18 protein-coding genes and 1 pseudogene are annotated in these 22,337 nt (G+C 44.9%); 7 read left to right on the top strand and 12 right to left on the bottom strand.

Annotated elements, in window-relative coordinates:
• Positions 1 to 65 precede the first annotated feature (65 nt).
• The 5 genes from QUA97_RS16425 to QUA97_RS28320 all read right to left on the bottom strand — a co-directional run bounded on the left by QUA97_RS16425 (position 66) and on the right by QUA97_RS28320 (position 6,538).
• The gene (locus QUA97_RS16425; RefSeq protein WP_194066878.1) at positions 66 to 677 is read right to left on the bottom strand and encodes a class I SAM-dependent methyltransferase; all 612 of its coding nucleotides are present in this window, start codon (positions 675 to 677) and stop codon (positions 66 to 68) included.
• Positions 678 to 812: 135 nt separating this feature from the next.
• The gene (gene bioB, locus QUA97_RS16430; protein ID WP_333195228.1) at positions 813 to 1,856 is read right to left on the bottom strand and encodes a biotin synthase BioB; all 1,044 of its coding nucleotides are present in this window, start codon (positions 1,854 to 1,856) and stop codon (positions 813 to 815) included.
• 17 nt (positions 1,857 to 1,873) lie between these two features.
• Positions 1,874 to 3,178, bottom strand: a complete 1,305-nt coding sequence (bioA, locus tag QUA97_RS16435; protein WP_333195229.1) for an adenosylmethionine--8-amino-7-oxononanoate transaminase — start codon at positions 3,176 to 3,178, stop codon at positions 1,874 to 1,876.
• A 193-nt stretch (positions 3,179 to 3,371) separates the two neighbouring features.
• Positions 3,372 to 4,784 carry an adenylate/guanylate cyclase domain-containing protein gene (locus tag QUA97_RS16440; protein WP_194066881.1) on the bottom strand — a complete coding sequence of 471 codons (1,413 nt, stop codon included), beginning with the start codon at positions 4,782 to 4,784 and terminating at the stop codon, positions 3,372 to 3,374.
• 284 nt (positions 4,785 to 5,068) lie between these two features.
• Positions 5,069 to 6,538 carry an adenylate/guanylate cyclase domain-containing protein gene (locus QUA97_RS28320; protein ID WP_194066882.1) on the bottom strand — a complete coding sequence of 490 codons (1,470 nt, stop codon included), beginning with the start codon at positions 6,536 to 6,538 and terminating at the stop codon, positions 5,069 to 5,071.
• A gap of 398 nt (positions 6,539 to 6,936) precedes the next feature.
• On the opposite strand from QUA97_RS28320, the gene QUA97_RS16455 reads away from it, so the two are divergent.
• Positions 6,937 to 7,686 carry a class I SAM-dependent methyltransferase gene (locus QUA97_RS16455; RefSeq protein WP_194066883.1) on the top strand — a complete coding sequence of 250 codons (750 nt, stop codon included), beginning with the start codon at positions 6,937 to 6,939 and terminating at the stop codon, positions 7,684 to 7,686.
• Between the two features lie 265 nt (positions 7,687 to 7,951).
• Here QUA97_RS16455 and QUA97_RS16460 read toward each other — a convergent pair whose 3' ends face one another.
• Together QUA97_RS16460 and QUA97_RS16465 are read right to left on the bottom strand one after the other, a co-directional pair.
• Complete coding sequence (locus tag QUA97_RS16460; RefSeq protein ID WP_194066884.1) at positions 7,952 to 8,341, bottom strand: hypothetical protein; 390 nt, start codon at positions 8,339 to 8,341, stop codon at positions 7,952 to 7,954.
• A gap of 133 nt (positions 8,342 to 8,474) precedes the next feature.
• Positions 8,475 to 9,365, bottom strand: coding sequence for an ABC transporter permease (locus QUA97_RS16465; protein WP_194066885.1), 891 nt, complete (start codon positions 9,363 to 9,365; stop codon positions 8,475 to 8,477).
• 144 nt (positions 9,366 to 9,509) lie between these two features.
• Here QUA97_RS16465 and QUA97_RS16470 point away from each other — a divergent pair, with 144 nt between their 5' ends.
• The 3 genes from QUA97_RS16470 (at position 9,510) to QUA97_RS16475 (ending at position 10,295) form a co-directional block, all read left to right on the top strand.
• Positions 9,510 to 9,926, top strand: coding sequence for a hypothetical protein (locus QUA97_RS16470; protein WP_333195230.1), 417 nt, complete (start codon positions 9,510 to 9,512; stop codon positions 9,924 to 9,926).
• The gene (locus QUA97_RS28325) at positions 9,916 to 10,029 is read left to right on the top strand and encodes a type II toxin-antitoxin system PemK/MazF family toxin (RefSeq protein WP_194066886.1); all 114 of its coding nucleotides are present in this window, start codon (positions 9,916 to 9,918) and stop codon (positions 10,027 to 10,029) included. The genes QUA97_RS16470 and QUA97_RS28325 overlap by 11 nt, the downstream gene beginning before the upstream one ends.
• Positions 10,030 to 10,094: 65 nt before the next feature.
• Complete coding sequence (locus QUA97_RS16475) at positions 10,095 to 10,295, top strand: hypothetical protein (protein ID WP_194066887.1); 201 nt, start codon at positions 10,095 to 10,097, stop codon at positions 10,293 to 10,295.
• Positions 10,296 to 10,523: 228 nt separating this feature from the next.
• Here the strand turns inward: QUA97_RS16475 and QUA97_RS16480 are convergent, their stop codons facing one another.
• Together QUA97_RS16480 and QUA97_RS16485 are read right to left on the bottom strand one after the other, a co-directional pair.
• Positions 10,524 to 11,054, bottom strand: coding sequence for a hypothetical protein (locus QUA97_RS16480; protein WP_194066888.1), 531 nt, complete (start codon positions 11,052 to 11,054; stop codon positions 10,524 to 10,526).
• A gap of 33 nt (positions 11,055 to 11,087) precedes the next feature.
• Complete coding sequence (locus QUA97_RS16485; RefSeq protein ID WP_194066889.1) at positions 11,088 to 11,600, bottom strand: DUF2273 domain-containing protein; 513 nt, start codon at positions 11,598 to 11,600, stop codon at positions 11,088 to 11,090.
• A gap of 233 nt (positions 11,601 to 11,833) precedes the next feature.
• Between QUA97_RS16485 and QUA97_RS16490 the strand changes: the two genes are divergently transcribed.
• Positions 11,834 to 13,237, top strand: coding sequence for an NB-ARC domain-containing protein (locus QUA97_RS16490; protein ID WP_333195231.1), 1,404 nt, complete (start codon positions 11,834 to 11,836; stop codon positions 13,235 to 13,237).
• Positions 13,238 to 13,268: 31 nt separating this feature from the next.
• On the top strand, positions 13,269 to 13,883 hold the full coding sequence (locus QUA97_RS16495; protein ID WP_333195232.1) for a Uma2 family endonuclease: 615 nt from the start codon (positions 13,269 to 13,271) through the stop codon (positions 13,881 to 13,883).
• 169 nt (positions 13,884 to 14,052) lie between these two features.
• Here the strand turns inward: QUA97_RS16495 and QUA97_RS16500 are convergent, their stop codons facing one another.
• Positions 14,053 to 15,075 (bottom strand): ABC transporter ATP-binding protein, encoded by a 1,023-nt coding sequence (locus QUA97_RS16500; protein ID WP_194066892.1) that lies wholly within the window; start codon positions 15,073 to 15,075, stop codon positions 14,053 to 14,055.
• Between the two features lie 380 nt (positions 15,076 to 15,455).
• Between QUA97_RS16500 and QUA97_RS16505 the strand changes: the two are divergent.
• Positions 15,456 to 16,498, top strand: a pseudogene (locus QUA97_RS16505) (IS630 family transposase).
• A 43-nt stretch (positions 16,499 to 16,541) separates the two neighbouring features.
• On the opposite strand, the gene QUA97_RS16510 reads toward QUA97_RS16505, so the two are convergent.
• Together QUA97_RS16510 and QUA97_RS16515 are read right to left on the bottom strand one after the other, a co-directional pair.
• Positions 16,542 to 17,915 (bottom strand): aspartate aminotransferase family protein, encoded by a 1,374-nt coding sequence (locus QUA97_RS16510; protein ID WP_194066893.1) that lies wholly within the window; start codon positions 17,913 to 17,915, stop codon positions 16,542 to 16,544.
• Between the two features lie 59 nt (positions 17,916 to 17,974).
• Positions 17,975 to 22,315, bottom strand: coding sequence for a non-ribosomal peptide synthetase family protein (locus QUA97_RS16515; RefSeq protein WP_333195233.1), 4,341 nt, complete (start codon positions 22,313 to 22,315; stop codon positions 17,975 to 17,977).
• Positions 22,316 to 22,337: the final 22 nt, after the last annotated feature.

The following is a 22,337-nucleotide window of genomic DNA, read 5'->3' on the forward strand; positions in this document are numbered from 1 at the left end:
GACTAATGACTAATGACTAATGACTAATGACTAATGACTAATGACTAATGACTAATGACTAATGACTAATGACTTCTTCCGACCATTACTACCCAAGATTGAGCTTCGCGCGGTAAGCCGGGGGGGCGGTAGTAGTGGTTGAATATTGCAAATCCTGCTTGTTCTAAACAAGGTGCTAAAGTTTCGTATTCCCATCCTGCAGTATAGCGTTTTCCGGTCGGTCGCTCGTCGTAGCCTTCCCAATTTCCCCGGCACATTGACATGACAATTGCACCGCCCGCAACTAAGGCTTTTTGTAAGTTTTGCAGCACTTTTACCATCTCGTCGCTGGGAACGTGAATCAGGGAAGCATTGGCGAAAATACCGTCAAATTCTGCCTTTGGTAAGTCGAGATTCAGAAAAGATTGCTGCCAAACTTCGCAGCCGGATAACTTTTTTGCTATTTCTACAAAAGCCGGAGTTGCATCTAAGCCTACAACTGTGTGTCCTTGGCTTTTAAACGCGACTAAATCTCGTCCTGGGCCGCATCCTATATCGAGGATTTTACCGGGATTGCGGGGCATGGCAGCGGTGAGTGCAGATCGATTTTGGGATACGTCGTGGTGCCATGTTCCTTGCAGGAAAGATTCGGCGGTTGCTTGGTATTCTGCGATTGTAATTTCTTCGCGTTTATCCACAATTTTCCCCTCTTGTAGGATTTTAGATTTGAGATTGAAGAATCTCAACCGTAGAGACACGGCACTGCCGTGTCCTATTCTATTTAATCTGCCATTTCCTACTCTATTTCATCCGATTGAAAACTGCTATAATAGTTAAACAACCAGGGTTTTTTGTTCGGATTTGGTAACTGCTGAATCAACTTCTAAAAGAGAACCTTCGGGGGATTCGATCGCAAATCCTGCATCTCGAATCATATCCCAATCTTGATTGGCCGCTTGTCCGGGGGTAGTCAGATAATCGCCCACAAAAATAGAATTAGCCGCGTAGAGTCCCAGGGGTTGCAAGGAACGCAAATGCACCTCCCGTCCCCCAGCAATCCGAATTTCTTGGCTGGGAAGCAAAAATCGGAACATACAGAGAATTCGCAAACATTGGCGGGGATTTAATGTGTTTAAACCTGCAAAGGGCGTACCGGGAATCGGAATGAAAAAGTTGACGGGTACGCTAGTAACGCCCAATTTTCGCAGGGAAAGCGCTAAGTCTATCGCATCATCGTCCGATTCGCCCATCCCCAAAATTCCGCCGGAACAAGTTGTGATTCCCGCTGCTTTTACGTGTTCGACGGTTTCGACCCGATCGCCAAAAGTATGAGTTGTGCAGATGTCCGTGTGGTACGATTCGGAAGTATTGAGATTGTGATTTACGCGATCGACTCCAGCTTTAGCCAAACGGTGAGTTTGTTCCTCGCTCAACAACCCCAAACAAGCGCAGATTTTTAGGTTATAATTTGCCTTCACAGTCTCGACAGCATCCAAAACGCGATCGAAAGTAGATGCGTTGGGTTGGCGGCCAGAAATTACCAAACAAAACGTACCAGCTTTTAAATCTGCCGCGCGCCCGGCCGCCTCCAGAATTTTTTCCTTAGCTAAAAGCGGATATTTTTCTATTTCCGCAGTCGAGATTTTGGACTGAGAACAATAATGGCAATCTTCAGGACAAAGGCCACTTTGAGCGTTTAGCAAATAGTGCAATCTGACGCGGTTTCCCCAGTAATGGCGGCGCACCCGATAAGCTGCGTTTAGTTGTTCCAGCAAAACCTCATCCGGCGCGCGCAATACGGCTAAAGATTGCTCGCGAGAGAGACATTTGCCCGCCAGCGCGTCGTCAGCCAAATCGTTCCAATTGGGTAAATTCATTACTAAAATTAAAGGGTTTACAGAGTATCCAAAACCTGACGAATCACCCGATAAATCGATTCTAATTCATCAGGAGAAATGCAGTAGGGAGGCATCAAGTAAAGCGTATTTCCCAAGGGGCGGAGCAAAAAGCCCGCTTCGAGAAATCTGGCTTTCAACATAGGAGCGATGTCATTAAAATAACCGGAAACGCTTTCGGTTTTCACATCCATTGCTGCGATGGTGCCGCAAGTCCGAATCCGTTCTAGTTTAGGATGATTTCTCAGCCATTGATTCAGATATTTGTGGTGCAGTTTTTCCATCCCTTGATAAACATTTGGGTTTTGCTCCAAAAGCTCCAAAGATGCTACACCCACCGCACAAGCTAACGGATTTCCGGTGTAAGAATGACCGTGATAAAAAGCTTTGTCCGATTCATCTCGCCAGAAAGCTTGATAAATATCCTCCGAAGCCATTGTGACAGAAAGTGGCAAGCAGCCACCAGACAATCCCTTAGACAAACACATGATATCCGGTGCAGTTCCCGATTTAACCGAGGCAAACAGTTCGCCCGTGCGGCCAAAACCAGTCATTACTTCATCGTAAATCAACAATACATTATACTGACGGGCCATTTGTGCGATCGCCCGCAAAAACTCAGGGCGGCACATTCGCATTCCCCCAGCACCTTGCACCAAAGGCTCAATAAAAATGCCCGCACAGCCGCCCTGCTGCAACAAAAACTCCAATTTATCCAAACTCTCCGCCTCCTTGCTTTCCACCTCCGCATCCCCGTCAAAAGTCGCAGGAAAAGGCACAACATCCCCAGGAAACATTAAAGGCGCAAAAGGTTCCCACCACAGCGAACTTCTGCCAGCAGACATCGCGCCCACAGTATCACCGTGATAACCTCCCTCAAAACTAATAAAGCTAGTGCGGTTAGTTTCTCCGACATTTAGCCAATATTGAAAAGCCATTTTCAGAGCAACTTCAACAGCAGTCGAACCATTATCCGAAAAAAAGATTCGCGTCAAAGAATCAGGCGTGTGGCCGATCAATTTATCAGCAAGTTTCTGTGCCGGTTCGTGAGTAAATCCCGCAAAAATTACGTGTTCTAAAGTTTGAGCTTGTTTGTAAAGAGCCTCAGCCAGAACCGGATGGCTGTGTCCGTGAATCGTCACCCACCAACTAGAAATACAGTCGAGAATTTGCCGCCCGTCTGCTAATTCCAACAGCGCTCCTTTACCGCGAACCACCTTCAGCGGCGCAGGAGCAGTTTTCATTTGCGTGAAGGGCTGCCAAATCGGTGAACTCGAAGAAATATGCTCCTGATTAGCCGTCATACTTACCATCTAACTAACATCAACTCCCCTTGTAATATAGCAACTTTCACTCACTTATAAACTTTTTATTCCTTCTTCCTTCTTCTTCTCTTCCTTAGCGTCCTTTGCGTCTTCGCGGTTCGTTAAAAAAAAATTAGTTTGTTGAAAATAGCTGGGCTGCAACCTTTCCAGCCATACCGCCTGCGGGCGACAGTTACAATTTTCTGCCCTTAAGCAAATAAGTCGTCATTGCCCCTTTACCTTTAACATTAATTTTACCGCGCTTTTCCAACAAATACTTATCGCACAGCAACTCATAAGTTGAGCTGCTAACTTGAATTTTACCAGGAAGTCCCTGAGACTCCATGCGGCTTGCCGTATTCACAGCATCTCCCCACAAATCGTAAATAAACTTTTTAGTACCGATGACACCTGCTACAACAGGCCCAGTATTAATGCCAATGCGGATATTAAGAGGTTTACCGCATTCGTCGCGGAATTTCATAATTTCTTGCTGCATTTCTAGGGCCATTTCGGCAATAGATTCGGCGTGATTTGTACAGGGCAGTGGCAAACCACCTGCTACCATATAATTGTCGCCGATGGTCTTAATTTTTTCTAAGCCGTATTTTTCGCTCAAACAATCGAAGGCTGAAAATATTTTGTTAAGCAATTTGACTAATTCTTCAGGAGACGTGCGGGAGGATATTTCGGTAAAGCCTACAATATCGGCAAACAGTACCGTCACCTCGGCAAATCCATCTGCAATATTTATCTGGCCTTGTTTTAGGCGATCGGCAATCATTACGGGTAAAATATTTAGCAGTAAACGTTCCGACTTTTCTTGTTCGGCGCGCAATATTTCCTCAGCTTGTTTCCGCTGTGCGATTTCCTGGTAGACTCGGTGAAACATTTGATTAAAAGCGACCATGACTTCTCCCAACTCGTCATCGCGCTTGACAGATAGAGAGTAGAAATCAGGTTTTTCTCGATCTTTGCTCAAAGCGTCTCCGGCAGCGATCAAGTCATCGCGCAATCTCAAAATAGGTGCAATTACTGTCACCCCTAAAAAGAACATAGTCACCGAAGTGACAAAGGCTGATATAATGATGACTAGAACCGCAATCCGCCCGATAAATGCGTAGAGTTCCGGTTGAACGGTGGACGCATCGTGACGAACAATTAAGATGTAATCGCCTCCCAAATGTCGCTCCGTCCAAGCAATATCGTAGCGCTTGCCATCGAAATTGTGATGGTGAACTATACGAGCTTTTTTTAGTTGCTTTAAACTGATTTCTGGTGGTTCGCCAAGTGTATATATTAATTCACCGTTAGCTTGATAAATAGATAGTCCTAAGACTACTTGAGAATCCTTAGTAATATTTTTTACTTCTTCTTGAAACAAAGTGCGATCGGAAACATCTTGTGCTAGCAAAAATTCGAGGGAATCAACAGTTGTCCGAGATAGCTGTTCCAGTTGAGTTAAAAGTTCATTTTCGCGCCGAAAATAAGAGGGGACTAAAATAATTCCCTCTATGACAAGAATGCTAGCAAATATCCACAAAGCTATTTGTCTGGACAAGCGAGATTTAAAAAAATCCAAAAATGATAAAATGCGCGCTGACATAAAATTTACTATTCTGCAAATGGCTAATTTAGGATATAGGAAAACAAACCCGGTTTATCGCCATAAATTTTGGGTTTTTCGACGAAGATAAGACGGCGGTTGAAACCAGGTTTACACAAACGAAGTCCGCCTCTGCGGACTGAAGAAAGAAGATAACGTAATTTTAATCGCCCGCTCTTCAACCCGCGCACCATCCGGGTTTTGCTTGTGTAGAAGCGGTTTCAACCGCCCGGTCTTCTGATCCCAAGCGTATTGGCTAGCCCCTGAATAATATAATAAACAAATTAAACCAAAACTGCGCTGACTAACCTGCCTGCAAGCAGATAAGTATTCATATCGCCTTTGCCTTTGATGTGAATAACTCCTCTGTCTTCAAACTGATACTTATTTTGCAAGATATTGTAAGTTGATTGTGTGACTTGAATCCTGCCGGCAATCCCGTGGGATTCCATGCGGGCTGCTGTATTGACGGCATCGCCCCAGAGGTCGTAAATGAATTTTTTGGTGCCAATAACTCCCGCAATGGCAGGCCCGGTATTGATGCCGATGCGAATGTTAATTTCTGCATGATGTTTGACATTAAATTTTGCTAGTTCCTCCTGCATATCTAAGGCCATTTCCGCAATCTTTTCGGCGTGGTTGGTGCTGGGATTTGGCAAACCTCCGACTACCATGTAAGCATCTCCAATTGTTTTGATTTTTTCCAATCCGTACTTTTCCGTCAGCCCATCGAAGGCTGAAAAAATTTCGTTGAGAAAAACGAGCAATTCTTCGGGAGATATTTGTGCTGATAGCACGGTAAAGCCCACGATATCCGCAAACAAAATCGTGACTTCTGCGAAGCCGTCAGCAATACTGCTTTGACCGTCTTTTAACCTAGCAGCAATGGATTCGGGTAAAATATTGAGCAGCAGGCGATCGCACTTTTCCTGTTCTTTCAACAATTCTACATTAGTTTCTTGCAATTGTGCCGTCCGTTCCCTGACGCGATGTTCTAATTGTTTAGCATTTTGGCGCAACCTGCTGATAGATAAAGTTAATCCTGCGATGCCTAAAACTGAAAGTCCTGCTAATAGTAAGAACAGATTTTTGAGTCCATTGTGAGTTTTTTTAGTGATGGTTTCCAGAGGTTGAGTAATTTCTAATATCCCTCGGACATCTCCAATTTTCCAATCAGTTTTAGGACTGTAGGGGTTAGTATTGTGACAGTCCACACAGCTAGGAGTTAGAATATCCGCCTCGGCATATCGAAAGGCTGGTTTGCCGCGAAATTCCTCTGTTCTGAAAAATTGTTTATTGGAATTTTGGGTTAAATAGGTAATAGCTTGACGTTCAAAATCGTCTCTAACTCCGCCTTCTTTTCGCCGCCAGGGAAACGGGTAGTCGCTGTAGAGGCGAACTGATACTTCGGGATTTTTGTTGGTGATATGGTTGCCCAGTTCTATTAAGAAGGTGGCCGGTACGGGAACTGTTACTTTGGTCGGGGTGTCATCGTAGGTAAAGTTAATCGCTTTAGCGGTTTTTAGAGGATTAACAACATCGGAACTGTAAAGGGTGCGGGCTTCTTTAATAGCTTGGGCGTAGAGGGTGGCATTTTGGAGGGCTTGCGATTCGATGAGGTTGGAGGAAAGACGAGACATATTTGCCATCGCTACTCCTACACCTACACAAAATAAAATTGTCACCGCAAGGAGAATTCGCTTGTAAATTAATTGGCTGATGGCAGCCAAACTGCGAGAGATTAACTGGCGCATGGTATCCTCAAGTGTGAGGTTGAATCTTGATTTGATTTTATGCACTACTAACATAACACTGCTTTTTCAGACCAGGCCAAAAATGGATATAATTGCCCGCGAATTTTGTCGTGGAGAGCAATATTTTTTAGACGAAAGTTTAAGTTCCCAGATTCATCTCATGTTGGAGTAAATCTAAAATCTAAAATCTAAAATTGAGTGAGTGTTTTGCTAGGGTCTGGGGTAAGCAAGACTGGAGAGTACAAGGGATGGTTAATTATGATTTACCGCGATTTTTTCCCTTGTCCGTAAAAGTACGCATAAGTTTATAGTGGCGATTTCCTACGGGATAGCTGCGCTTCACTCACTTTTTGCTGTATCTACGTTAGGATTGCAATTGTAGTCTATGGTTGGCGATCGTGAATTCTGACTCTACTGTCTCAACTGCGAACAACGAAATTTTTCCGGGAGAAGTTTTCGTCAATACTGCGGATTTTGATACTGGCATTCGGCGGCTTTTACCGAAATATGACGAAATGCTGGATGTATTAGTAGCCTGCATTGCTAACACAAACCAGCGGATTTTAGAACTCGGCTGCGGTACGGGGGAACTAAGTTTAAAAGTTCTGCAACGCTACCCGTCTGCGGAAATTGTTGCTGTGGATTATTCGCCGCGAATGCTGGATTTTGCCCGCGCCAAAATAGAGTCGGCAGGATATGCAGCCCGGTGGACTGGCATAGAATTGGATTTTGGAGAATGGGCGAATAATCCAAATTTTTCAGGTTTGGGCGATAAGTTTAATGCTGGCATTTCGTCTCTGGCAATTCACCATCTTGAGGATGAGATGAAGTTGAAATTGTTTCAACGGATTGGCGAAAGTTTAACTGCTGGCGGTTGTTTTTGGAATGCCGATCCTGTGGTGGCAGAATCGTCAGCAATGAAGGATATTTATGGAGTGGCGCGGGAAGATTGGGCGCTAAGTCAGGGAGAAACTTTAGCACAAATTCGGGCAAAGGTGGGGACGAGTGTTTCTTACGGGTATTCTAATCCCGATCGCCTAGCTACACTTGCGGCACAGTTGGAAATGCTGGCAAATGCGGGATTTGAGACTGTGGCGGTTCCTTGGAAGTATTACGGTATGGCGGTGTTTGGGGGATTTGTTAATTAAGCTATAACGACTAATTTTGGCGGTTTTAACTGCTGCTATAACGACTAATTTCGGCGGTTTAAACCGCTGCTAGAACGACTAATTTGGGCGGTTTAAACCGCTGCTACATAAACGAAGTCCAAGCAGAGGGGGACTAAGACATTAAGATGAAAACTCGGCGGTTGATACCAAAGGGTTTGGGATATTATTGATGAACCAGTGGCCTCCGGCCGACATCGTTTGACTTTCTGGCGGTTTCAACCGCCGAATCATCTAAGAAATCAATTTAAGGGGCGGGGGCGGTAATTTCTGTAGGTGCGATCGCCCCTTGTGATGGTGCTGTTGGTTTTTCCAGTAGTTGGCGCTGTTTGTTCCGAAATTCTGCGGCGGCATCGTTCAAATTTTGGCGCTGTTCGGTATTGAATTCTTCCATGCTGCGGCCGCCTCCCAATCGGGATCTGTGAATTAAGTCAAATATTCCGCTGCCGCTGCTGCGGCCGGAAAAAGGGTCGGTGTTGTCTTGAGTTTGAAAGTCTTGCAGCGGTTGGGCGTTATTATTATTTAAATTGCTGGCTTGAGCGAAGGTTGCTTGAGGCGATAAAATAGCACAGGTGGCGATCGCGCTTGCAGCAATCCGAATCATCAATTTTCCTGATTTAGAAGTTTTGGCTTTCATAATTTATTAGTTTAACCTTCAAAAAAACAATTGTATCTCAACAATATGCTGACTTGTGGCTAAATATTGTACCACTCAAAAGCTAGTCAAGGGCGGGCTACAAGCCCACCCCACAAAAATCGATCGCCCTTCCTCACGCAAACCGGCGGCGCAGCAGGGGTTGAATACTCAGCAGCGCTAGGACATCAAAGGCTAGCAAGACTAAGAGCGCTCCTCCAAAGGTAACATTACCCCAAGGAGCGTCCATGACGACGCTAGCTAGCGACCAATCGCTGTGCAGGTATAAATAGCGGATGGGTTCGATCGCGTAACTCAGAGGATTGAGAGTCACTACAACTTGCAGCCACTCTGGCATAAACGACAGCGGCGCGAGGGCGGTGCTGGCAAATAATAGGGGCAGGTTGGTAACAAAAATTACTGCGATTAATTCTACGTGGCCCGGAAGCGCGAAGGCTAAACCGAGACTGATGCCGGTGACTCCCAAAACTAACAGCAGGACTATTAGGGCGATCGCCCCGAGTCCGGCAATTCCGGGGAATCCCGCGCCCAAAAACGCACCCGCTGTAACGATTGCGCCTGTTTGGATAAAGCTAAGGGTGACGATGAAAATCGCGGAAGCTAGGACGATCGAGAATCTGGAAGCTAGGGGCGCGACTAACAGGCGGTTGAGAAATCCGAATTCGCGATCGAACATAATCGGCAAACCAGCATTCAGCGCCCCGGCAAAGGCTGTAAAAACGATTACACCAGCGCCGAGAAATTGTCCGTAATTCTGGCTTTCGCCGAACAAGCCTGCGGGTGCATTTTCAAACAGAGCTCCGAACAAAACCAACCACATCAGGGGCTGAATAATGCCTGCAACTAGCGTCGAGGGGCGGCGCTGCAATTGAATAAACAGGCGCTTGGTTAAGGCGAGGGTTTCTTGGATGAAGTCGCCCAGCAGGGAACTGGAAGTGTCAGCGGATGCTGTGGAGAGTGGCCGCTGCTGGTTGAGGTTGTTGGGGGATGTAACAGTACCGCTCATAATTGCTTGTTGATTAAATCTAACTATCTTTAGGGTAGCAAGTCTGGAGGTATTGGTGTGGTTGGGCGGGCGATCGGTCTAAAATTGAGAATAAGCTCATCAAATATGCTAAATAAAAACTTGATTTACTAGGAGGATTGGCTGATGTCATCAAGGGCGTTAGCGAAGCCCTCGAAGAGGATCGCCACTTTGGTCAAAATGATGGAATCTTTGCCGGAAACTCTGCAAGATAGAGTCGTTGAACATTTGCGAGAATATCTTGAAGACTTGAGGGATGAAGAGCAGTGGAATGTATCTTTTCAGAATACAGAACAATCGCTGATTGTGGCTGCAAAACGCGCCAAACAAGAAATTTTGGAAGGTAAAGCACAGCCATTAGATATTGATATAGGTTTGGAAATACCAACACTAGCCGACTATCCCAGCCGCCGAGAATTTATGCAATTGCCGCTAGAAGAGAGGCGAAGTATTCTAGCAAAACAAGCTGAGGCAATGTTGCCACATTATCAGGAAGATAGAGAATGGCAAGAATTAAAAGCAGGAGATTTAATTGACTGCTAACTCTCCTTCTCCTAAATGGGGTGATATTTGGTTGACTAATTTTGATCCAACAGTGGGAGCCGAAATTAAAAAAATCCGTCCGGCTGTAGTAGAGTATGAGTAGTTACTTATTAAGGGCGATCGCAGTAGCTCGATCGATTAACCAGCAACTATCGGAGTGTTTGATTTATGCTAATTGAGAAGATCGTTCAAGAACTACAAGACATTCCCGAAGACAAACTTGCAGAAATCTATGACTTGATTCACTACTTTCGCCTCGGATTAGGACGAGAACAGCCACAGCCTCGCAGGCCTGGTTTACTGACAGGAAAACTGGGTGATACTTTTTTTGAGCCCCTACCATTCGAGGAACTCGAACAATGGGAATAAGCTATCTCATTGACACCCACGAATCAAGAGCATGAGCATGGAAAGGGCGATTCCCTACGGGATAGCTCCGCTTCACGCACTTTTGGGAATAAGGGCGAGCTCACTTTTTAGCGCTCGCATACGAAAGAGAGTTAATGGGGATGGGATAAGGGCGATCGGGCTTCAGGAAAATAAGGGCGATCGCTGACTTACAACTTAGCATTCCCAGGTTACGGAGTCAGAAGGCAACTATGGTTTAGCAGCTTCAACCACATCCTTAACCATTGTAATTGCCTCTTTGATTGTCATTTGACCGCTTTCTACGGCCCTAATTAAATCCTGAGCGTCTTTCGGGCTAATTAAATTGAGCCTGACGGGTTCTTTCAACGAAACAATAAATTTAGTTTTATCGCTGTCTTGCAGGTTAGAGGCTTTTTCTTTGGCTTCAATATCTCTTAGCTGTTCTTTTAAGTTTTTAAGTATTTCTGCTTTTTTTCCCTGGTCAGAAGTGCCATCAAATAACATTCGTTTTACCCCTACAAGAGCAGCAGCACCTAAAGCTGCACCGCCAACAACTAATCCTACGGGAGGTGCAACGACCCACAACCCCAATAGAACTGGTACACCACCGAAAGCTGCCACCGCCGCACCAGCACCGGCAGCCCCCACCACACCAATGCCAATATCTGCTAAAATCCCTAATTTATCATGTGGGTTTTTTTCCAGTTGCTCTATTGACTTCAGAATTTGCTCTTTGGTTGGTGTTTTATTTGCCGACATATTCGACCTCAATTTTTTTGCTAATTTTGGCAGTTAAGCAGTGATGACGTTGCGGAAAATCGTATTGAAAACGTCTATCAGCAGTTGAAAAAATGCTTTGGCAATCTCAATAATGCTTTGAGCAATTCCAATAATTCCATCATCAGACACCTCTTTGCCTTGGGCGCGTTGATCGAGTCGGTGGCCGGCTATTGCACCAATTGGGATACCCAGCACTGTTGCCAAAGGTGCTAATAAGGGGCCGACAAATGGTATCGAATTTGCCAAAATTCCTACAACGACGCCAACAGCAGCCCCGATCGCTAAATTAGGATGTGCTTTGACAAATTCTATGATTTTAATGAGGAGAATTTTGCCGATGAGTAAAACTTTGTTACCAGCTTTTTTCGTGTATGTGGCAAGTTCATGCAGCCGGATCGAGACTTCATGCGGCAAGCCGGTATCATTTAACCACACATACAAGTCGCTGCTACTCATTGCATCAGCATCGACTTGCCAGAGAGCCATTTTTAAATTAGCTTGAGGTAGGGATAATGCACTAGACATGATTTTTTATCCTATTGTAAATTACAAAATTTTTCCGAACATTTCACGAGTCTCAAAGCCCCTAATTTAATTTTAAGTTAATTTTTATGTAGTGTAAAGTAGGATAATGTCACAAATTGCCAGTAGTTGATAAAATTAGCTAGCGGTTCAAAGTCATATTTTGCCCTCCTTAGTCAGAAAAAGTCAGAAAAAGTCTGATAGAATAGATAAAACCTCCTACACCTACCCAATCAATGGATGTTCAAGAACTCTTAAAGTTTGCGGATGGCTTGGTGTTCACTAAGATCGGCAAACACCTAGACGATCTGCAACAGGCAGTAGTACGGGGAACTTGGCAAGGTAAAAGATACTCCGAAATTTCCAAAGAGGTTCATTGTACTGAACGCCATGTCAGAAATGTTGCCTCAAAGTTATGGCAAACTCTTTCAGAAATATTAGATGAAGATGTAATGAAATCAAATTTGCGCTCCACAATGGAGAGGTATGAATTTTCTAAAATTTCAAATTCTGGTTATTTTAACCTTGTCCACAAAGGGAATATAAACGTTTGCACAGAAACGCCACACCCTCCAACAACTCCCCAAAACTCACCCCCAACACAAACCTCAACTGAAGACGACACCCAAGAGAAACCGCGACTCGATTTAAGAGACGCACCAGAGCTCAGAACCTTCTACAACTACCCCAACTCACCCCTCACCACCCTCGAAAACTCGATCGCCCGCCAAAACTGCCGCCTCCTCACCATCACAGGCATGGCAGGCACCGGCAAAAGCGCGATCGCCCGTAACCTCATCCCCCAAATTCAATCTCAGTTCGATCGCATCATCTGGCTCAGTCTCCGCACCTCCCCACCCCTCGAAACCACCCTCAAAACCCTCATTCAATTTCTCTCAAATCAACCAGAAATTAACATACCCGCCAACACCGACACTCAATTGTCAATCCTCATAGAAACATTGCGCGAAAATCGTTGCCTGATCGTACTCGATGACGTGCAGCAAATTCTCAGCAGCGGGCAACTTGCAGGAAATTATAAACCCGGATATGAAAACTACGGAACCCTATTTAAACTCATCGGCGAAATTCCCCACAATAGCTGCTTAATTCTCAATAGTTGGGAACCTCCCTCAGACATCCTCACCTTCACCGACGATAATTCAGCAGTATGTTTATTGCAGTTAACAGGTTTAGGTGAAGCCGCCACCGAAATTCTGAGAGAAAAAGGTTTATTAGATGAAGAACACTGGCCAGAATTGATTGAGCTTTATCAAGGCAATCCCCTCTGGTTGAAATTAGTCGCTCAAACTATTAACAACTTATTTAACGGCAGAGTTTCTCAATATTTAAGTTATCAACCAGTATTTTTAGGTGACGAATTGACACCGATATTGCAGCAGCACTATCAGCGGTTGTCGGAAATAGAAAAACAGGCGATTTCGCAACTTAGCAATGAAATCGAGCCTGTTTCGTTTACCCAATGGATGGCAAAATGTCAAGGCTCACAAGGCGAATTATGTAAAGCTATTCAATCTTTAGCCCGACGGGGAATGATCGAAAAATTGAGCTATGAATCTGAAACAGTTTTCACGATTCCACCTGTGTTAAAACAGTATGTTAAAATGGTTGCAGAATAGTCTTAAATATCTAGCTAAATGAGATAAAACAATGACCGCAACTCCTACCCAACCTAAGCAGATGCTCAGTTTCGAGCAATTTGTAAAGCAACTTCCCGATGAAGAGGGCCGCTATGAACTTGTGAATGGAGAAATTGTGAAAATATTACCAATCAGACTGCATGAGGATGTTGCCGATTTTCTAATCAAACAATTTGATAGAGAGGTCGATCGCGTCCCCCTCAATTACAGGGTATCTGGCAGATTTATGCTGAGGACATTAACCCCGAATGGTAAAGAACAAGGCCGCCATCCTGATGTTACAGTAGTAGACAAAACCCTCTGGGAATCGCAGCCCTTCGCCTATTCAGCCCTAACTGAACCACCACAATTAGTTGTAGAAGTTGTCTCAACAAATTGGGAAGATGATTATATCGACAAGCTGGATGAATATCAGCGGCTGGGAATTCCTGAATATTGGATTGTCGATTATTTAGCTTTGGGAAGCAGAAACTATTTGGGCAACCCGAAAGAACCGACTGTTTTTGTTTATCTGCTTGATGAAAATAGGGTTTATCAAATGACTGCTTACCGAGGCACTGAGCGAATTATATCTAGAACTTTCCCAGAATTAGCGCTGACAGCAGAGCAAGTGTTAGATGTATGATATCAAATCCAGCTTAAATATCGGTTTATCTCTTAGTCTCGCGTTGCGCGGACTTCGTTTCTGTAGACGCGGTTTCAACCGCCCAAATAATTATTTCTGAACAGGCTTTTCGGCCTGTTCCACCAGAAAATTTACTCTTTGTGGAACAGGCCGGAAAGCCTGTTTAAAATTACGATCGCATCGCCGCCTTTTGCTCGGCCTTCAAATCGCGGTTGCTAGCAGCAGCCAACTCCGCATCCAACAGCGTCTTACCAGTCGCCGCCAAATACACATCGTCCAAACTCGGCCGAGATTGAGCAATCCCAAACGCAGGCAATCCCGCATCTTTCAAAGCTTGCTGAATGCTCACCAGCGCATCGCTTTGGGCACTCACTACCAAATTGAGAGAATTTCCTTGAGCGCTGTTGATAATTACTTCCTGTACAAAAGGCAGAGATTGCATTAAAGCTTGGGCTTTTTGGGCTTCTTCGATCGGCGAAAACTCCCGAATCCGCAAAGTCACCCGATCGCCCCCAACCCGATTTTTCAACTCCTGCGGCGTGCCCTGTGCAATCACCGTACCCTTGTCAATAATCGCCACGCGATCGGCCAAAGCGTCAACTTCTTCGAGATAGTGACTCGTAATCAAAACCGTCGTACCTTCCTCCCGCAAGCGCCGCAGGAAATCCCACACCACCACCCGACTTTCAATATCGAGCCCCACAGTCGGTTCGTCTAACACCAAAACATCCGGCTGGTGAAGCAACCCAGCAGCCAAATCCAAGCGCTTGCGGATACCGCCAGAATACGTACCCGTCTTTTTATTTTCCCACTCCTCCAAACCGAGGAGTTTCACCATTTCGTCAATCCGCCCTTTAATTGTATTGCGGGGTAAATGGTAAAGGGCTGCTTGCAGTTGCAGGAGTTCCCGGCCCGTCAACACCTTATCCAGAGCAACTTCTTGGGCGACATAGCCGAGTCTTTGTCTGGCAATTCTTGGCTGGCTGACTGCAGAAATGCCAGACACTTCAATGCGTCCGCTGTCTGGCGATGTTAAAGTACAAAGTACCCGCAGGGTAGTGGTTTTACCAGCACCGTTGGGCCCTAGCAAACCAAATATTTCCCCCGGTTCTACCTTGAAGGAAACATCTTTAACGGCTTCTACAGTGCCGTAGCGTTTCTGAAGATTTTCAATTAAAACGGCGGGAGCCATATATTTTAAGGATGAACTGGTTGTTAATATTTTGACACTTCTGGGCTTGATTTGCCGGAATCTCGAAATTCAAAGCCCAAGTCTCCATAGAAACCGGGTTTTTTGGCGAACCCGCGCATCTCAACCTTTAATCCCTCTCCACAACCCAATTTGTTTAAGATTGATGCGCCGAGGCAGAAACCGGGTTTTTTTAACGAACCCGCGCATCTCAACCTTTAATCCCTGTCCAAAACCCGGTTTCTTTAATATTGATGCGCCAGTTCTGATTTCTTTTCTCGGTTATTGATGTTTTTATCATAAAAAATGGAGTTAACTATAACTTCTTATACCATTTTTATAAAGTTATGATAGATTTATAAAAAGTCAAGGAGAACATTAAAATGTCTGGTCTTCCTCATATAAAGATTGCCGAATCTGTAGAAGTATTGCTAAAGATTAGGAAGCAACAAAAAAGAATTTTAGCATATGATAAAGTTCAAAGGCTTTATTTCAATCAAAAAAAGTAGAAACAGTCCGAGAAGTATCGTCGGTTTTGGGTAAAAGTGAAACCACAATTCATCGCTGGCTCTTTCAATATAAAGAGGGTGGTCTGGAAAACTTGTTAAAAAATCGGCATATTTTTGGCAGACCCAAGAATTTTTCAGTTGACGTAGCGGCTGCATTACAACAAGAATTGAGAGACCCCGAAGGATTTTTCAGTTATAAAGAAGCTCATCTCTGGCTCAGGTTGATCGAAGAGATACCTTGTTTAAAGGGGAGTTTAAAAGTAAATTAAAAATCCCAATACCCCGCAGTAGGGAACAAAAGACAACGGCAATCAATGAATTCAATAATAGCCTACCTTAACAAATCAAAGCCTTGCTGGATCGAAATCCTGACCAAGTAAAGAAATACAAGAAAGTTCTGTTTTGGTGTAGTGACGAAACTCGATTAGGACTACATACAATTCAGAGACGAAGGATAACACTACGGGGTGTAAAGCCCGTAGGAGAACCTCAAGGAAAATTTAAATGTTTCTGGCATTAGGTCGCCGTATCCCCATCTACGGGAATAAGTTTTTTTTGGGAGTTTTCCCCTTGAGATAAAGTTTGTTTTCAAGCATATTTGCAACAATTTTAGCTTGAATATCCCGATGAATTGCATATTATTCAAGTCGATAATGCTCCCGGTCATCTTTTAAGCACATCTGAATTGCCAGACAATATTATTTTACTATTTCAGCCTCCTCATTGTCCTGAAGTAAATCCAACAGAAAGAGTGTGGGAATACATCAAAGAATTTTAAGCGAAAGTTAGTTTTTAGTAATCTTGACGAACTCCGCGTAAAAGTTCAGGAAATCTTAGCATCTTTAACGAATTATGTCATTGGTTTTCTCACAGGATGGTCTTGGATTTTACATTCTTTATCTCTAGCACATCTTTAAAAAAATGGTATTAGTTTGGCATGGCAAGTAAGGAAGGAAGAGCCTAAACAACTTCTGCTTGGGGATGAGAAGAAACCGGGAAAAAGCCTCCTTCGCGCATTTCTTGAATACTCTCTTTAACGGCCTGAATGATGCGATCGATGTCTTCATTAGTGTGAGCGGTGGAGAGAAAGCAGCTACGACCTTCGCCTATGAAAATACGCTTTTCAAGTAAGTGAAAAAGTAGCGGATCTATCTCAACCGAGGCAGCAGCGCGAAATTGCGATCCGAAATTTACAAGCCAGACAGAGACTTCATTTTCTTTGAAATAAGCATTCAGGGTTTCAACTAGGTGTGAAGTGCGCTGATTCAACTGCTGCTGAAGGGCTGGGCCTTGACTTTTAAGATAGCGCAGCACGGAACGCGCAGCAGCCAGAGCAAGTGGGTGCTTGCAAAAAGTGCCGGCAAAAATTGTTGTTTTTACCTGGGGGGAGGAATCATCGCCGTAGTTCCACAAACCGCCGTCAATTTTATCCATATAAGCAGCTTTTCCAGCGATAATTCCAATGGGCATACCGCCCCCGACAATTTTACCGTAAGTTGCAATATCTGCCTCAATGCCAAACCACCCCTGCGCCCCGCCTTGATGAATTCGGAAACCAGTAACCATTTCATCAAAAATCAGCGCAATTTCTGATTCTTTTGTTAATTGTCTGAGTTGGTGGAGAAATTCTTTGGGTTGTAAATCGAGACGGCGGCTTTGCACCGGCTCCACGAGAACCGCCGCTAATTCGTGCTGATGAGCTTTGATAATTTCCAGCGCGTGAGGGCTGCCGTAATCCAAAACTAAAACATCTTCAATAAAATTAGCGAGAATTCCTGGCGCTTTTGGAATGGTGCATAAATCGCCATCGATCTTTTTTAGAACTGCGAGAGTTCCGTCAAAATGACCGTGATAAGAACCAGAAAATAAAGCAATTTTATTGCGTTTAGTTGCCGCTCTAGCTAATCGTAAAGCTGCCATCACCGCTTCCGTGCCCGTATTAGAAAAAGCGACGCGCTCCATTCCCGTTAATTCGCAGATTAATTCCGCAACTTCTCCGGCAATTTCTGCTTGAGGGCCAATTTGTACACCGCGATCGAGTTGCTCTAATAGGGCTTCTTTAATAAAGGTCGGATTATGACCGAAAAGATTGATGCCAAATCCCATCGTGATATCGATGTATTCGTTGCCATCAACATCCCATATTTTAGAGCCAAGCGAGCGATCGGCGACAATGGGATAAAACATCTCCTTAACGGGAAGGCGAAACCCATCAGAAGCCCGATTATCAGCCAGAACCGGACGGTATTTTTGCGCGAAATTCTTAGATGTCTTTGTGCGATCGGTGTAGCGCTCTATGAGCGCTTTCATGTGTCTTTGCTGCAATTCGTTCATTTTGAAGTCTCCAGAGATTGAGGGAGGTAGGGACGCAATGCTTTGCGCCCTTATAGGTTTTAATTGTGGCTACCTATCAAGCCACAATCGGCGAGATAGGAAAGGTAAGTGCGAAACAGATTCGCATCTGCTTGCGGACAGGTGATGGCAGTGGTAGCAAGTCCATCTAGTGTATTTTTGCAATCGAACTGTAGCGTTCCTGATTGTGACATTTCCGTTTCAGAAACTTTTTCTGAAAAAAGACCGACAAGCGGGTACAAAGCATTTTCTGGAGAATTTCCAGCCCGATTCACAATTTCTGATTGCCAAGTCTCATAACAAACCCGCTCGATTGGATAACCGCTTGAGCGAATCCAGCCCACCAATTCACTTAGGTAGAAAGAATGAGGGTTGACTAAGTGAAAATTTTTCCCGATCGATGCTTTTTGCCTCGACAAGTGAACGATCGCTCGGCTCACATAGTCCACTGGCGCTACATTCATCATCCAGTTTCCGTCTGGTACGCATCCTAATTGCACGCAACCGGCAAGCAATCGGTACAGTGAATCGCTGGAATTACAAGCACCCGTTTGGCTGTGTCCTGAAATGCGTCCTGGTCGGTAAATGCTAACAGGAATTCCGCGATAGCGCGCGATTTCAACTAACTTTTCTGCTACCCATTTACTCTGGGGGTAAGCGCCTTTGAGAACTTCTCCCGGCGTTAGTTCGTCTTGCTCTCCCACAACCTTCACCCCAGATTCCCCCGCTGATGAGAAAACGGATATAGTAGAAACAAAATGCACGGGTTTGAGCTTAATTTGACTCGCCAGTCGCAGAATTTCTTGAGTTCCCAAAACATTAGAAAGCTTGAGAACCGAATAGGGATAAGTGAACTTGACAAACGCGCCATTGTGATAAATGACATCAATTTGGCTTGCCAATTCTCGAAACTGCTCCTCTGAAAGCCCCAAAAGTGGCTGAGCTAAATCTCCTGCAATCGGGATAATTCGGTAGTGAAGATGCTCGTCGCAAATCGAATAATATTCAAGGCTACTTTGGATGCGCTTCTTGGCTGATTCAGCATTGTCCGAGCGTACCAAGCAATAAATTTGTGCTTGAGTTTGTAGCAGTAATTCGCGGAGTAAAAAGGCTCCCAGAAAGCCTGTTGCTCCCGTTAACAAGATACGAGTGGGTTCAGCCGTCGGCTCAAAAATTGCAGTTTCAGGGCGGATGACTGGGTCTAGGATAGCTTCAGCATTAATATCGAAATTCGAGGGGCGATCGCCCGCTGTGTTGCCCCCTTGTTGCATTTCGATTTTTTCAGCTAAACCCGCTACAGTAGGAGCTTCAAACAAAACGCGCAAAGGCAATTCCACCTGAAAAGATTCTCGCACTTTGGCTAACAACTGAGTAATCAGTAATGAGTGTCCCCCCAAGTCAAAGAAATTATCGTGAATTCCTACCTTTTTAAGGTTGAGAAGCTGGCTCCAAATTCCGGCAAGAATCTCCTCACCGGGAGTGCGAGGGCCTACAAACGTATCTGTAAAATTGGCTGCTATGGACGGTGCAGGAAGCGCTTGAGGGTCTATTTTGCCATTGGGAGTCAGTGGCAGCGCTTTCAGAACCACAAAAGCAGAAGGTATCATGTATTCGGGCAGTTGTTCTTTGAGGAATGAACGGAGGTTTTCAATCAGTTGTGAGTCCTGAAGGCTGAGTTTTGAGTGAGCAACGATATAGGCGACTAAACGCTGATTTCCCGGTTCATTTTCCTGAAGTACAACGACTGCCTCGCGTACAGAGGGATGATGAGACAGCCCCGCCTCAATTTCCCCCAATTCAATGCGGAAACCTCGCAGCTTTACTTGGCGATCGACGCGATCGATAAATTCTATATTTCCGTCTGGCAAATAGCGAGCTAAGTCGCCAGTTTTGTAAAGTCGAGTTTTCGGTTCCTGAGTCAATGAATTGCAAAGGAATTTTTCTGCGGTGAGTTCTGGTTGGTTTAGATAGCCGCGAGCCAATCCCGCACCAGCAATATATAATTCACCGGCCACCCCTACAGGAACCGGCTGCAAGTGCGAATCGAGCAAATAAATCTGCGTGTTGGGTAGCGGGCGACCTAAAGGAACTGTCTGGGAAATGCGATCGCCTTGCATTTTTACCTGATAAGTCAGCACGCCTACAGTTGTTTCTGTCGGCCCGTAATGGTTGAATATCGAGCAGTCTGGATTGTATTTCTGAATTGTTTCAATTAAATTCCACATCAAAGGCTCACCGCCGAGAATTAATCGCTTTTTCGGTAAGATTTGCGAGGCGTTAGAATCGCTCAACAAAGCTTTTAAGTGAGAGGGAACAATTTTAAGGCAGTCGATAGAATGTTGCTGAAAATAAGCCGCAATTGCTTGAGGATCTGTTGCGCGTTCTTGGGAGATGATGTGGAGGCATCCACCCGAACACAAAGCGGGGAAAATAACAGTGTGTCCTAAGTCTGCTGCGAAGGTGGAAACCGTAGCATAATTTGCACCTGATGGCAGGTTTAATTTTTCCTGAATGCCGTGCAGGTAATTGAGCAGTTGACGGTGTTCAATGGCGACTCCTTTGGGTGTGCCGGTGGAACCGGAAGTGTAAATGACATAAGCTAAATTTTCAGGAGAGAGAGGGGGAGAGGGAGAGGGGGAGACAGAGGGAATTTCTGCGTCTAAGCAGACGATCTGTGCTTGAGTTTCAGGCAAATTTTTGAGGAGATGCTGTTGGGTTAACAGCACTGGAGTCCGAGCATTTTGCAACATCAATGCTAGGCGCTCTTTGGGCATGGCTGGGTCGATCGGTAGGTAGGCGCCACCTGCTTTGAGGATGCCTAGAATTCCAGCGATCGCCTCTAAAGAGCGATCGACGCAAATGCCGACAATCGCCTCTGGTTTTATGCCTAATTGTTGCAAATAATGGGCGATTTGGTTAACGCGGGCGTTGAGTTCGCTGTAGGTAATTTGCTGATTTTCACAAACAGCAGCTATCCGGTTCGGCGATCGCTCTGCTTGTTCCTCAAATAGGTGGTGAACGCACTTATCGAGCTGGTAATCTGCTGTTGTGCTGTTGAATTCTACTAATAATTGATGTCGGGCGCGATCGCTCAGCATTTCCAGATCCCTGATTGCGGTTTGTGGGTTGCTGGCTGCACTTTGCACTAAGGCGTAAAATTGCTCTGCCAAGCACCGGATACTTTTGTCTGCAAGGAAGATAGGATCGTAGTGAAACTCAGCGGCGAGCGAGTCATTTTGGCGGTGGCAAGAGAGTTTAACTTTGAAGCGATCGCCGCACGCATACTGCTTGTCAATTGAAAAAAATACGCCACTAGCCGAATGCTTTTCGAGCTGTTCCTCAAACTCGAAACCAAATGGAAAGCCGGAAGAGTTGCCTAAATATTCGTGGGAAAAATATTCTTGATACTTGTATGCCTCGCATTCTTCCTGCTGAATTTGCTGCCAGGTTTCCGCGAAGGAAAAGTTTTCTGTTAGTTGGCTCGACAGCGGTAAAAATTTGGCAAACAGCCCCAGCGCTGGCTCTAGTTCTTCGTATTTTCGACCGTCGAATGCCACGCCAACAGTGAGCTCTGATTGGCCAATCAGCCGCCAGAGCAAAATTTTCCAGCAAGCGAGCAAGAATGTAGAAAGTGAGGTGTTGTACTGGCGGGCGATCGCTTCCACTTTTTTTAGCAAAGCTAACTCTAACTTGAACTCAAAAGCTTGGGGAGTAAATTGAGATGGCGCGTTGATTAATCTATTTTCAAACGGCAACCTTAAACTCGCTAGCGCCGATAAATCTTGTCTAGTCCAGTATTCTTTGCCCTCCGCCGCTTCCTCATCTTCGAGCAATTCATTTTGCCATTCGGAAAATTGAACGTATTGTACAACTTCATCGGAAAGTTCTTCGCCGTGAAGGGAGGCAGCATAGCACTGGCTGAGTTCTCGAACCAGATTTTTTAGTGTGCGACTATCGGCGCACAGTGCTGGTAAACTGACTAACAAAATATGCCTCTCAGATGAAAGTGTAATTAAAGACAAGCGCCAAACAGGATTGCCCTCGAAGTTGAATAAAGCGCTCTTTTCTTGCTGAAAAATATCTTCAAGTTTGGCTTCTTGCTCCTGGAGAGTCACTTCACTCAAGTTAACCCAGTTCCACGAAACAAAGCTATGTTCGGAAATAACTTGTATAGGAATTTTTAGCCCTGGCCTTCGCTGAAAACTGGTTCGGATAATTTCGTGACGCTTACTCACTTTTTCTAAAGCTTTCTTTAGGTTATCAGTTTGAAGACTTCCCTCGATCAAAATAGCGGATTGAATGCGATAAGCCGGGCTGTCTTGCTGCAACATCCACAGATATTTTTGCTGGGGTGAAAGCCGAAATCCATTAATTGTTTGCATTGTTTTTATTTCTCAAAGCACT

It is taken from the genome of Microcoleus sp. CZ3-B2 (assembly GCF_036705055.1).
In the GTDB taxonomy this organism is placed as follows: domain Bacteria; phylum Cyanobacteriota; class Cyanobacteriia; order Cyanobacteriales; family Microcoleaceae; genus Microcoleus.